The 11,860-nt window shown below is 37.6% G+C and carries 12 protein-coding genes; 1 reads left to right on the plus strand and 11 read right to left on the minus strand.

Annotated elements, in window-relative coordinates; translation table 11 throughout:
* Positions 1 to 329: 329 nt before the first annotated feature.
* The 4 genes from BCR21_RS07000 to BCR21_RS07015 form a co-directional block, all read right to left on the minus strand.
* Positions 330 to 1,175 (minus strand): VOC family protein, encoded by an 846-nt coding sequence (locus BCR21_RS07000; protein ID WP_069645768.1) that lies wholly within the window; start codon positions 1,173 to 1,175, stop codon positions 330 to 332.
* A 24-nt stretch (positions 1,176 to 1,199) separates the two neighbouring features.
* Positions 1,200 to 1,796, minus strand: a complete 597-nt coding sequence (locus tag BCR21_RS07005) for a nitroreductase family protein (RefSeq protein ID WP_069645769.1) — start codon at positions 1,794 to 1,796, stop codon at positions 1,200 to 1,202.
* A gap of 162 nt (positions 1,797 to 1,958) precedes the next feature.
* Positions 1,959 to 2,324 (minus strand): DUF1304 domain-containing protein, encoded by a 366-nt coding sequence (locus tag BCR21_RS07010; protein WP_069645770.1) that lies wholly within the window; start codon positions 2,322 to 2,324, stop codon positions 1,959 to 1,961.
* A gap of 13 nt (positions 2,325 to 2,337) precedes the next feature.
* Positions 2,338 to 2,976 (minus strand): nitroreductase family protein, encoded by a 639-nt coding sequence (locus BCR21_RS07015; RefSeq protein WP_069645771.1) that lies wholly within the window; start codon positions 2,974 to 2,976, stop codon positions 2,338 to 2,340.
* 115 nt (positions 2,977 to 3,091) lie between these two features.
* Here BCR21_RS07015 and BCR21_RS07020 point away from each other — a divergent pair, with 115 nt between their 5' ends.
* Positions 3,092 to 3,391: an ArsR/SmtB family transcription factor gene (locus BCR21_RS07020; protein WP_240488075.1), complete on the plus strand. Its 300-nt coding sequence runs from the start codon at positions 3,092 to 3,094 to the stop codon at positions 3,389 to 3,391.
* Between the two features lie 39 nt (positions 3,392 to 3,430).
* Here the strand turns inward: BCR21_RS07020 and BCR21_RS07025 are convergent, their stop codons facing one another.
* The 7 genes from BCR21_RS07025 to BCR21_RS07055 form a co-directional block, all read right to left on the minus strand.
* Entirely contained in the window at positions 3,431 to 4,372 is a 942-nt protein-coding gene (locus BCR21_RS07025; protein ID WP_069645773.1) for an NADP-dependent oxidoreductase, read from the minus strand.
* A 129-nt stretch (positions 4,373 to 4,501) separates the two neighbouring features.
* Positions 4,502 to 5,785: an ABC transporter permease gene (locus tag BCR21_RS07030; RefSeq protein WP_069645774.1), complete on the minus strand. Its 1,284-nt coding sequence runs from the start codon at positions 5,783 to 5,785 to the stop codon at positions 4,502 to 4,504.
* Positions 5,786 to 6,466, minus strand: coding sequence for an ABC transporter ATP-binding protein (locus BCR21_RS07035; RefSeq protein WP_069645775.1), 681 nt, complete (start codon positions 6,464 to 6,466; stop codon positions 5,786 to 5,788).
* Between the two features lie 242 nt (positions 6,467 to 6,708).
* Positions 6,709 to 7,830, minus strand: coding sequence for a glycerate kinase family protein (locus BCR21_RS07040; RefSeq protein ID WP_069645776.1), 1,122 nt, complete (start codon positions 7,828 to 7,830; stop codon positions 6,709 to 6,711).
* Positions 7,831 to 7,919: 89 nt separating this feature from the next.
* Positions 7,920 to 8,606, minus strand: coding sequence for a response regulator transcription factor (locus BCR21_RS07045; RefSeq protein ID WP_069645777.1), 687 nt, complete (start codon positions 8,604 to 8,606; stop codon positions 7,920 to 7,922).
* Positions 8,606 to 11,266, minus strand: coding sequence for a sensor histidine kinase (locus tag BCR21_RS07050; protein WP_069645778.1), 2,661 nt, complete (start codon positions 11,264 to 11,266; stop codon positions 8,606 to 8,608). The genes BCR21_RS07045 and BCR21_RS07050 overlap by 1 nt, the downstream gene beginning before the upstream one ends.
* A gap of 56 nt (positions 11,267 to 11,322) precedes the next feature.
* Complete coding sequence (locus BCR21_RS07055; RefSeq protein WP_069645779.1) at positions 11,323 to 11,853, minus strand: potassium-transporting ATPase subunit C; 531 nt, start codon at positions 11,851 to 11,853, stop codon at positions 11,323 to 11,325.
* Positions 11,854 to 11,860: the final 7 nt, after the last annotated feature.

The raw sequence follows: 11,860 nt of genomic DNA on the forward strand, positions 1-11,860 counted from the left end.
CACTTCCTTATTTATTAGGCTTTGTCACTTGAATCATACAGAGAAGAGTTACTTTTTATGCCCTTAAATCAAAAAGTGGTACAATCATCAGAAAACTCCTGATAATTGTCTCGCACACGCTCTTTTTAATGTTACTCAAAAAATTTAAATATTTGTCAGCGAATTTTTTTCTCATTTCACGGTTCTTATCAATCTCTTAAGTAATCAATATAAAAACAAAATTTATCCTATCATCTAACAACTTACTATCACACCTAGTCAATATTATGGAGAGCAGCAAAAAAACATACCAAGATAAGAGGGTAAGTTCATCTTAGTATGTTCTAAAATTAATATTCAAATTTAATCTGCATAGCATTGGGATCTTGAAGCGTTAGCTGTTGCTCTTTGATTACATATTCAATAGACGTTTCATTCAGTTGCTTAACCAATGACTCAAACGCTTCTTTAGATGGCAATTGAAATGTATACCAAGCCAAGCCCAATTGATTCTCACCAATTAAAGCCACATGTTCACCATTCCAAGTATTCGTCCCAATATGATGATGGTACTCACCCGCTGCGAAGAATTTAGCGCGTCTGCCAAAATTAGATTTTAAAGAAAAACCAAGCTGTTCATAAAACGTCTCCGTCTCCTCTAAATCTGCGACTTGTAAATGGACATGCCCGATTCTTGATCCAGGTGCCATGCCTAACCATTGACCATCAGCTTCTGCGACGACGCTATCTCCATCCAACTCTTCCGTTACACCAATGATCTCTCCATCTTCACGAATATCCCAATCAATCATTGGTTTATCACGATAGATTTCGATTCCATTGCCTTCTGGATCGCTTAGATAAATTGCTTCACTGTAGCCATGGTCAGCCGCACCTATTTCAATATTGTTTTGTAATAGCCATAATAAACTATTGCCTAAATCCTTACGAGAAGGTAAGAGAAAAGCTGTGTGATATAAGCCTGTTGTATTATTTTTTACCACAGGATCAACAAGTTCTTCTAAAATCAAAATAGGTTCAGAAGATTCTTGCGTACCCAAGAAAGTTGTATTTCCCTCTTTTTTTTGTAAGACAAGCCCAATCATCTTCGTATAAAAATCTGTCATTACTTTCAGGTTTTGTACTTTTAATTTTACTTGTTTTACTATCGTTTCTTGCGGTAATTTAGTCACCATACTTTTCCCCTCCCACACGTTTAATTAGTTAAATTCTAGGAAACGTGCGCTATCTTCCATGTATTCTTTTTCGCCAGCAGGCGCTTCGATCGAACCGAAAACAAGTTGTGCTCTTAATTTCCATTGGCTTGGAATTGACCATTCTTTTGCTACAGCTTCATCGATTACCGGGTTGTAATGTTGTAAATTTGCACCAATATTTTCTTGTGCTAATGCAGTCCAAACGTTTGCTTGAGTCAAACCACTTGCTTGTTCTGACCAAACTGGGAAGTTTTCTGCATATAGTTCAAATTGTTCTTGTAGGTTTTTTACGATGTCCATATCTTCAAAGAAAAGTAATGTTCCGTATCCAGCTGCAAAGCTTTGTAATTTAGCTTGTGTATTTGGGAAAGCTTCTGCAGGTGTTAAAGGTTTCAATGCTTCTTCTGTGATTGACCATAATTTTTTGTGTGCATCACCAAATAAGAAAACGACACGTTGTGTTTGTGAGTTAAATGATGAAGGACTTTCTCTAACAACTTCTTTCACTAAAGCTGTGATTTCTTCTTGTGATTGTGGTAGATTATCTCCTAAAGCGTAGATTGAACGGCGTTTTTTTAATGCTTGAGTAAATTCTGTCATGTGTATTGCTCCTTTTCGATTCGAATTAGTTTTTAGATTACTTTCATAGTATATCGTCTTACTAAAAGTAAGTAAAGGGTTTTGACTTACTTTTTATAAGTTTTTTTAAAATAAAAGAAAAAGCCTAAGACAACGGGGTTCTTGTCTCAAACTTTTCTCTGATCATCTAAAAATCAACAGTGTTACCAGTGTAATAATTGCAGGAATACCTTGTTTTATCAAAATCGATTTGGATGATGTCAGTCCGCCATACACAGCAGCAACAACCACACAGATGATGAAGAACATCACCACACTCCAGCTATTAACAGCAAAAAATGCCCCCCATAAAATTCCTGTAGCTAAAAAACCGTTGTATAGTCCTTGATTTTTGAATAACGTTTGTACTCTTGGATCGTCTAAAAATTCTTTATCCAATCCAAAGCTACGTTGTGCTGCAGGTGACGTTGTCTGAAACATTTCTAGATATAAAATATAATAATGCTCAATTGCAACGATCACAGCTAAAATCAACGGAATAATATGCATAGATTTACGCCTCCTATTTCCAAGTTGTAATATCAGCAGCTGGTAGTCGATACGAAGGATAACCTTCTTCATTTGCTTTCCCGATTGAAACGATCATTACAGGATAGTATCGTTCTTTATCCATATTTAGTGCTTCAGCAATTTTCTCACGTTCAAAACCGCCGATTGGATTTGTGTCATATCCGTACGCACGAGCAACTAACATCAAGTTCATCCCAGCCAAAGCGCCATCGATAATCGCCATTTCTTTTTTATCTTCTGTCGACATTTGCTCAAATAAAGGACTCAACACTTCTAATTGACGTTCTTTAACTTCTTGCGGCATTAAATTTTGTTCCACTGCTGTACCATAGATTTTTTCTGCATGTTCAAAACTATTTAAATCCCCAAATATCACGATCATTGCGGCTGATGTTTCATTTTGTAATTTATTAAAACGTACCAATGGAGCGATAGCTTCTTTTCCTTCATCACTTTCAACAACAGCAAAACGCCAAGGCTGCATATTCACAGAAGAAGGTGCTTTAACAGTATCGTTAATGATTTGCTCCATCTCTTCACGACTGATTTTAATGGTTGGATCGTAATTACGAATTGATCTTCTCCCTTTCATGATCGTGTCGAAATTATTTTCTTTATATGTGTTTTCCATAATATCCCTCATTTCTTCCTTTTGTTCGATTGTTTTCGAACATTAAAAATATATCACTCCCTCCGCAATATGTAAAGTAGAAAGTTTATGTTATAATCTGTTTATGAAAAATAAAATGATCGATAACAACAATGATCCTGTTCTTCAAGCGTTGCAAGCAGTCAGTGACCCGATCCGTTTGAATATCCTTACTTGCTTATTACTTGATGGTGAAAAACGGATAACTTCAGAAAAATATAATATTGTAAAATCTACCTTGTCTCATCATATAAAATTGCTTAAGGATGCTCAGTTGATTCAAGAAATCAAAACTGGTACAACAAAAACATATGTTTTAAATCAAGAGTACATCCAACGAGAATTGCCTGGATTAATAGAACTGATTCGCTTTAGAGCAGGAAAATCAAACAAATAGACCATCATCAACAAATTCCGTTGATGATGGTCTATTTAGTTAGTCAGCCATTTTGATGACGATTTTTCCTACAGCGTGGTGAGTTTCACTCAAGACATGTGCATCATAAACGCCTTGTCTAGAAAATGGGAAAACTTCTCCGACGACTGAAATCACTTTTCCTGAAGCCATTAGATCAGCAATTTCTTGTAATTGTTTTCCGTTTGTTTGAAGCCAGATACTTTCAGCTTTGATATTTTTTTCTTTCGCCAACGCTTCATCTGCAATACCAACGATTGAAATCAAACGTCCTGTATTTGGTTTTAGAACAGAAAAACTAGATTTTTGGATATCTCCACCCATTGTATCAAAAACTACATCGATATCTGTTAGCACTTCTGCGAAGTTAGTTGTATGATAATCGATTACCTCATCTGCCCCTAGTTTTTTTAGTAGGTCATGATTTTTCTCACTAGCAGTTGTAATAACATAAGCACCCGCTTGTTTTGCTAATTGGATCGCATAAGTTCCTACACCGCCCGCTCCAGCGTGAATCAAAACTTTTTCACCCTTTTGAAGTTTTCCATGATCAAAAAGTGCTTGTAAAGCTGTCAATCCAGCTAAAGGAACAGCCGCTGCTTCTTCAAAACTAACATTTTCAGGGATTTTCGCTAATAGAGTATCATCAACGATCGTTTCCTCTGCATATGTACCAAAACGTGTTGTTTCTGGACGAGCGAAAACTTTATCGCCGACTTTCCAGTCAGTTACACCACTGCCGACTTCTGTGATAACACCCGCAACGTCCCAGCCTAAAATAATGGGGAACGGCCAGTCAAACATTTGTTTTAAATAGCCTTCTCTTAATTTCCAGTCGATTGGATTGATCGATGTTGCATGCTCTTTAACGAGTACTTGATTTTCTTTTAATTCAGGTAATGTTACGTCTTGCTCAGTTAATTCTTCTTTGCTGCCATATTGATTGATGACTACTGCTTTCATAGTTATGATTCCTCCGTCTTTTAAACAAAATATGAACTCAGTATACTCCTTATTTTTTATTTAGGTAAAAAATATGCTTACAAAAAATAAGAACAAAGCAATAAATGCTTTGTCCTCATCATTTAACACTTATTCATAACGTAACGATTCAATTGGATCTAGTTTCGCTGCTCTACGTGCTGGTAATGTTCCTGCAAGGAATGCGATTCCCATGATTACCAAAATAATCACAGCAGATGAAGAAGCCGAGAATTGAATCAAGGTGAAGCCTGTCAATGATTTCAAGAATGAATCAGCTGCGATTTGGTTGATCAACGCACCTGCACCGACTGCTCCTAAAATACCTAAAAGGGAACCTAAAAATCCAATCAATGCTGCTTCCACACTGAAAATCGTAAAGACTTTACCACTGCTTAGTCCCATCGCTTTCATTAAGCCGATTTCTCTTGTACGTTCTTGAACTGACATATACAATGTATTGATGATTCCGAAACTTGCGGCTAATAACGCAATGGCGCCAAACATCGTTAATACCCCTGTGATCGCATTGATCACGTTTCTGATCATACCGATTTGGTCTTCAACTGTTTGTCCCATATAGCCTGCTTTATCCAAACGTTCTTTTACATCGGCGATTTCTGATTTTGTTACATCTTTGCTCATTTCACCCATGATCAATCCGTATTGTCCAGTCATTGCTTCTGGCAAACCTTCTTCATTGATTTTTGAAATCTCATCAACAAGCGAATGGTTCAATAAAGACATTCCATCTTGGATCAAGCTAGTATTACGTACGCCTGTGATCTTAGCTTCAATTACTTTTTCTTCTCCAGTAGCTGTGGAGGGTGCTGCTATTTTGACTGTTTTTCCAATTGCTTCTTCACTTGATTTGTAACCTAACGATTTCACATATTCTGGTGCCAAATTGATTTGAAATTCTGAACTTTTTTGGTCAAGGCCTTTGCCCGCTTCGAGATCTACATTCAATTCTTCTACCATTGGCATTCCTGAAAAAACATATTTTTCATTATTCTCTCCAGAAATATAACTTGTCGAAACTGATTTCATTGCTTCCGCATTTTTGATTCCATCAATCTTTTTGATTTTCTCAAGATCTTTTTTATCTAACGCTTCCTGCTGTTGCATTGAGCTTGATTTTTTGTTTTCATCATATTTTTGTGGTTCCCCATCTTCACTAGGCCCCCCAGTCATTTTGGGCTGGATCATGATTTGATTTTGGCCACCGACACTACCGACTTGTTTATCGATATAATCATTGACCCCAATATTGACACCTGTTGTCAGTGAAATGGTAAATGCTCCTATAAAAATAGCTACAATCGTTAATATGGTGCGCCCTTTATTGCGCATTAAATTTGAACTGGCTGATTTTAAAATATCACTAAATTTCATCTACTCGTTCCCTCCCACAATTAATCCGTCACGCACATGGATTTGGCGATCACAGCGCGCCGCAAGTTCTGGATCATGAGTGACAATAATCAGTGTGATCCCTTTTTCTTTGTTCAAATCAAATAACAGCTGCTCGATCTTATCACCCGTTGTGGAATCTAAGTTTCCGGTAGGTTCGTCTGCAAAAATAATTTTAGGATTATTGACCAACGCACGCGCAATACAAACCCGTTGTTTTTGTCCACCAGATAAGTTGTTCGCTTTATTGTTGATTTTATCATCTAATTCAACAGCTTTTAGGGCTTCAAGCGCCATTTCTTTGCGTTTGCCATTTGAAATACCACCGATTTTTAGCGGTAACATGACATTGTTTAAAACTGTATCTTTAGAATTCATGAAAAATTGTTGAAACACAAATCCGAATTGTTTGTTTCGTGTTTTATCCAATTCTTTTTTGCCGATGCTTGTTACATCTTGGTTATTTAATAAAATTTCTCCTGAAGTTGGTTTATCTAATAAGGCTAAAATATGCATAAAGGTTGATTTTCCTGATCCGCTTTTCCCGATGATCGCAACGGATTCACCTTCTTCGATTTTTAAATCCACACCTTTTAATGCATCAAATTTCGATTCATTACGGCCATAACTTTTCTTTATATTTCTTGCTTCAATTACAGACATGTTTTCCCCTCCACTGATTCTCTCTCTTTTTTCTTACATAATAATTGTCTACTCTTTTTCCTTTTTTTCATCTTACATCCCCTTACTTCTCTTACTATTCTGAGGGAATTCTTCATTCTTGTCATGGTACTTAAGACCTATATTTTCTGGACTTAAGGAGGAGATAAAAAAACAACACCTATTAGCTGTTTATACTAATAAGTATTGTTTTTAAATCCTTTTGATAACATAAACTTAGTCGATTATTTTTCCATCAGCGTCAATAAATCCAAGGTTCGATTTGCTGCCGTTCCTAGGTTTAGTTTCGCCTCATTCATCGCTTCTTCTAACGTTACGATTCGATCGACAATTGGAATAATCACAGAAATACCTTCCTCATAAAAAAGCTGATGATCGCCATTAAAACTTCCGACAAAAGCAATAACTGGTACTTGATATTTTTTGGCAATACGTCCAATTCCAACTGGGACTTTTCCTTGGAGGCTTTGATTGTCCATTTTCCCTTCACCAGTAACCACTAAATCAGCATGTTTAATCGCTTCTTCTAAACCAGTCTGTTCTGAAATAAACTCAAATCCCGAACGTACGCTTCCGTTTAAAAATACTCTGATAGCAAAACCAAGTCCCCCAGCAGCACCATCTCCTGCAGCTGACTCTTTCGTTCCACTGATTATTTCCTGATAGTTCTTCATACCACGCTCGTAGTTGTTCAATTCATTTTCCGCCAAGCCTTTTTGGCGCCCAAACATATAGACAGCGCCTGTCTCACCTAATAATGGGCTAGTGACATCAGAAGCAATATGGAAGGTGACACCTGACAAGCGTGAATCTATGTGTTCTGTAGAGACATGAGCAACTTTTTCTAAACTACTTCCTTTAGCAGGCAATAGCTGATTTTCTTGATCAAAGAATGCAACACCTAAAGCACTTAATAGCCCAATACCGCCATCTACTGTTCCCGTTCCACCTAAGCCTATGACGATCGTCTGCGCACCTTGATCGATTGCTGCCAAAATCAATTCTCCTGTGCCATAAGAAGAGGTATTCAGTGGATGAGTCGTTTTTGTTCCATCTAAATATTGAATGCCAGATGCTGCAGCTGATTCGATCACAGCTAATTTTCCAGAGTTAAACCAGCCAAATTCAGCATTTACTAACTGACCATTTAAAGCATGGACTCTTGCTTCAATTTTCTGACCGTCACCATTTTTCACAACAGCGTCTACTGTACCTTCACCGCCATCGGCAATCGCTATTTCTTTAACAACATGTCCTTGTTTAGTAAATACTTTTGCAATGATTTGATTTGCTTCAATACTGGATAGAGATCCTTTCATAGAATCAATAGCCGTTACAACATTCATTTCCAGACCTCCCTTGTTCACTTACTGTCTTATTGTTTATTTCACCATCCTTTGTCAGGTGATATGCACAACAGATGCCCTTTTTTCTATTATTTTTCCAACATCCGATACCCAATCCCAATTTCTGTCAAAATATATTCTGGTTCAACAGGGTTATCTTCGATTTTTTTACGGATATTTGACATGTTTACCCTAAGCGTTTGACTTTCATTACTATACGGTCCCCAAACCTTCTGAGAAATATAAGTGTGTGTCAGTACTTTTCCTATATTTTCACCAAGAACTTGAATGATCTTGTATTCGTTTGGCGTTAAATGGATCACGTTGCCCTTCTTGCTGACAGTATGGTGTTCAATGTCGATACACAAATCGCCATTGTTGATTTGCTTCACTTCTAATTGAGGATTGGAATTACTTGCGGCATGCCTTAAGGCCGTCCTAATTCTAGCAAGCAATTCTGGTGTCCCGAAAGGTTTTGTAATGTAGTCATCTGCACCTAGATCCAGTGCTTCAACCTTATTATTTTCATGATCACGAGCTGAAATAATGATGATCGGTACAGGAGAGGTCTCACGAATTTTCTTTAAAACTTCTATCCCATCTTGATCTGGTAAACCTAAATCAAGTAAAATCAGATCTACGGACCACATTCGAAATGTCGATAATCCTTCCAAAGCTGAATGCGCCAAATGAATCGTATGCTTTTCTTTTTCTAAAACAGCACCCATAAATTCAGCGATTACATCATCGTCTTCAACAATCAAAATCGTCGCCATTATTTTTTCTCCTTTCGCTCTAGCGGTAAAGTAAATGTAAAAATTGCACCGCCTTGTGGTCTGTTTCCGGCAGTAAGTGTGCCATCGTGCGCCATGATGATCGTTTTTACAATAGATAAACCGATTCCCATTCCACTTTTAGAATCCACTGGCGTACTTTGTTTAGTCATCCCGCTAAACAACAATTTAAGTTGCTCTTTGGTCAATCCTTTCCCTTGATCTGCTATTTCAAACGTGATTTCTTTTTCAGTTAAAGAAACCGTTACAAAAATAGGCGACTCACTGTTAGAATGTCGGATGGCATTTTCCATTAAGTTAAACAGTACTTGCTCGATCAAGATAGAATCCATTGGCACTAACACAAATTCATCCAGTAATGATACGTTGATTTGGCTAGTTGGATAACTTTTTCTAATGCGTTGAATGGCTGAGGCCACAACTTCTTCAGCGGCTTCTTTACTTTTCGCAACTTTCATTGTTTCTTCATTGATTCGAGTGATCGACAATAAATTCTCCACCATACGAATCAACCAATCCGCATCATCTTTGATCCCGACAAGTAGTTTACGTTTGGTTTCTTCTGGAAGTTTGGCTGTTTCACTATCATTTAAAATGGTTTCCACAGATCCTGATATTCCAGTAAGCGGTGTACGTAGATCATGAGAAATTGCTCGTAATAAGTTTCCCCGCATCCGCTCTTTTTCACTTTCAAATAAAATTTGCTGCCGCTCAGAAGTCAGTTTATTTTGTTCGATTGCTAGAGAGAGTTGGGTAGAAATCAATTCTAAAAAGCTGATAATCTCATCTGTAATCGGATTTTCTTTGCTTTTTTCGATCCCGATCACTGCTAGTGTGACACCATTTGATAACACAGGCAAATAAAGAGCTTTCGCGCCCATTAATGTATCCGTACCATAGCCTGCTTCTTTTTGATTCACAAACACCCAATTGGCAACAGCGAGCTCTTCCAAACTTCTTAAAGGACCTTTGATCGGAGCACCAGCTGGATTTTTCAGTTCTTGTTCTCCATACAAAACCACTTCTCTATCTAGCATATTCGATAAATATTCGGCTGTTGTCGCTAAGATTTCTTTTTGATCATGAGTGACCAGATATTTTTTATTGAGTTCATACAAAATTTCTAATTGATGTTCCCGTTTCATGGCATAAAAAGCTTGTTTTTTGATCTGCATCATTAAATTGCTGACCAATAAAGCCACCAAAAGCATGAAAATCAACGTGACTGGGTAGCCTTGTTTATAAACAGTTAAAGAAAAAAGAGGGTCAACAAAAAACCAATTAAACATCAAAACACTAGCAATCGAGGCCAATGCTGCCCATAAATAGCCCGTCGTTATCCGAGCCACTAACAAAACAAAAAGAATGTAAATCAAAATCAAATTCTGATCGCCAATATGATAGTAAGAACCCAATTCAGAAAGTAACGTTGCCACTGCAAGTAATCCTAAAGTCATATAAAAATCTTTCCAAGTAAATATACTATGTAAGTTCTTTTTCTTAACAGCATATTTATTTAGTAGATATTTATTGGATTGATACGGAACTAAGTGAATATCCACATCTGGAATAAAAGCAATCAGTTCATCCTCCAAATCTGGTCGGTACAAGCGAATAAAGCGAGAGCGCTTGATGACTTTCCCCATTACCAGATCCGTAACTCCTCGCATTTTCACATATTGAACAATTGTGTCCCGCTGGTTGTCGCTTTCTAAGGTGACGACTTCACCGCCAAGTTTGGTTGCGAGTTTTGAATTATCCGATTCTGAGTGCTCAGACATATCTTCTAAAATCTCTAATGCGATCCACTCAGTCCCCAAAGCTTGAGCTAAACGAGCAGTCCAGCGCAGACATTTTTTAGTCATATCCGGATTTTTTTCATCAATGATCGTTAGTAATTTCGAATGAATACCGGTACTTTTTTGTGTTTCTTGCTGATTGGTTGTATTGATATGATCGGAGGCTTTTCGAATCGCCAAGCCTCGTAATAATGTTAGATTATCTGTTTTAAAAAAGTTGGCCATGGCTTTTTTGGCGTTTTCTGAGTGATAGATTTTTCCTTGTTTCAGTCGTTCCAATAGCTCTTCGGTCTCAATATCGACTACTTTTAAAGCGCTCGTTTCAAAAAATGTATCCGGTACGGTTTCAGAAATATGAACACCTGTCACTTGTTCCACGATGTCGTTCAAGCTTTCGATATGTTGTACATTGACTGTGGTATAGACATCGATACCTGCTTTTAGTAATTCTTCAATATCTTGGTATCTTTTTCTATTTCTAGCTCCGATCGCATTGGTGTGAGCCAGTTCGTCGACCAAAATAATATCCGGTCTAGCTTGTAAAGCCTCGTCTACATCAAATTCGTTGATGGTGATACCTTTATATTCGTACTTTTTCGTTTGCATTGTAGGTAATCCAGCAACCAAAGCTTCCGTTTCTGGACGAGCGTGAGGTTCTACGTAGCCGACTAGGACAGATTTACCTTCTGCAAGTTGTTCGTGGGCTTCTTTTAACATCGCGTATGTTTTCCCCACACCTGCCGCATAACCGAAGAAAACCTTCAGTCGACCAGACCTCAGGCTTTGTTCGTTTTTCTTCCATTTTTCTAATAGCTGTTCTGGATCTAAACGTTCATCTTCCACTTGTTATTCCATCCTTTATATCCAGGTTGAGACAGAAGTGATTCTGATCTCACCGTTTATTCAGACTTATCCAGCGATTGATTGACCCCTAAAACATTCACACGTTGTGAATCAACAGGTCCGATTTTAACGCCACTGATATTTTGTTTGATTATAGCATGGACTTGGCTATTTTTCATATTTCTAGCGGCAGCGATGCGATCGACTTGCGTCATTGCGGCTTCTATTGAAATTTCAGGATCGACGCCGCTTGCTGATGCTGTGACTAAATCGATTGGAACCTGCTTTTTGTCAGATTCTTGTACACGTTTTTCAACACGCGTTTTTTGTTCTTTGGAAACAGGAGACAATTGGCTGACTTGATCGGAGCGTCCATGTAGATATTTTGCTTCTGTAAAGGTCTGTCCAATTAATTTTGATCCCGTGACAACTGTTTTTCCCGATTTTTGTTCTTTGATCAGACTGCCGTTTGCTTGAGTTGGAAATAAAACTTGTCCGACAGCTGTAACTGCTGCGGTGTAGATGACACCGCAGATTATGGTAAATAATAAAATACTTTTCAGTGAAGTGATCATTATTTTTTTCATCATTTTT

Origin of the sequence: Enterococcus ureasiticus (genome assembly GCF_001730285.1) — a bacterium.
In the GTDB taxonomy this organism is placed as follows: domain Bacteria; phylum Bacillota; class Bacilli; order Lactobacillales; family Enterococcaceae; genus Enterococcus_L; species Enterococcus_L ureasiticus.

Excerpts from the sequence above, each read along its gene's own strand:
- BCR21_RS07035 (WP_069645775.1), bottom strand. The coding sequence starts at position 6,466 with ATGTCTGTAATTGAAGCAAGAAATATAAAGAAAAGTTATGGCCGTAAT.
- BCR21_RS07045 (WP_069645777.1), bottom strand. The coding sequence starts at position 8,606 with ATGGCGACGATTTTGATTGTTGAAGACGATGATGTAATCGCTGAATTT.
- BCR21_RS07025 (WP_069645773.1), bottom strand. The coding sequence starts at position 4,372 with ATGAAAGCAGTAGTCATCAATCAATATGGCAGCAAAGAAGAATTAACT.
- BCR21_RS07040 (WP_069645776.1), bottom strand. The coding sequence starts at position 7,830 with ATGAATGTTGTAACGGCTATTGATTCTATGAAAGGATCTCTATCCAGT.
- BCR21_RS07015 (WP_069645771.1), bottom strand. The coding sequence starts at position 2,976 with ATGGAAAACACATATAAAGAAAATAATTTCGACACGATCATGAAAGGG.
- BCR21_RS07000 (WP_069645768.1), bottom strand. The coding sequence starts at position 1,175 with ATGGTGACTAAATTACCGCAAGAAACGATAGTAAAACAAGTAAAATTA.
- BCR21_RS07005 (WP_069645769.1), bottom strand. The coding sequence starts at position 1,796 with ATGACAGAATTTACTCAAGCATTAAAAAAACGCCGTTCAATCTACGCT.
- BCR21_RS07020 (WP_240488075.1), top strand. The coding sequence starts at position 3,092 with ATGATCGATAACAACAATGATCCTGTTCTTCAAGCGTTGCAAGCAGTC.
- BCR21_RS07010 (WP_069645770.1), bottom strand. The coding sequence starts at position 2,324 with ATGCATATTATTCCGTTGATTTTAGCTGTGATCGTTGCAATTGAGCAT.
- BCR21_RS07030 (WP_069645774.1), bottom strand. The coding sequence starts at position 5,785 with ATGAAATTTAGTGATATTTTAAAATCAGCCAGTTCAAATTTAATGCGC.
- BCR21_RS07055 (WP_069645779.1), bottom strand. The coding sequence starts at position 11,853 with ATGAAAAAAATAATGATCACTTCACTGAAAAGTATTTTATTATTTACC.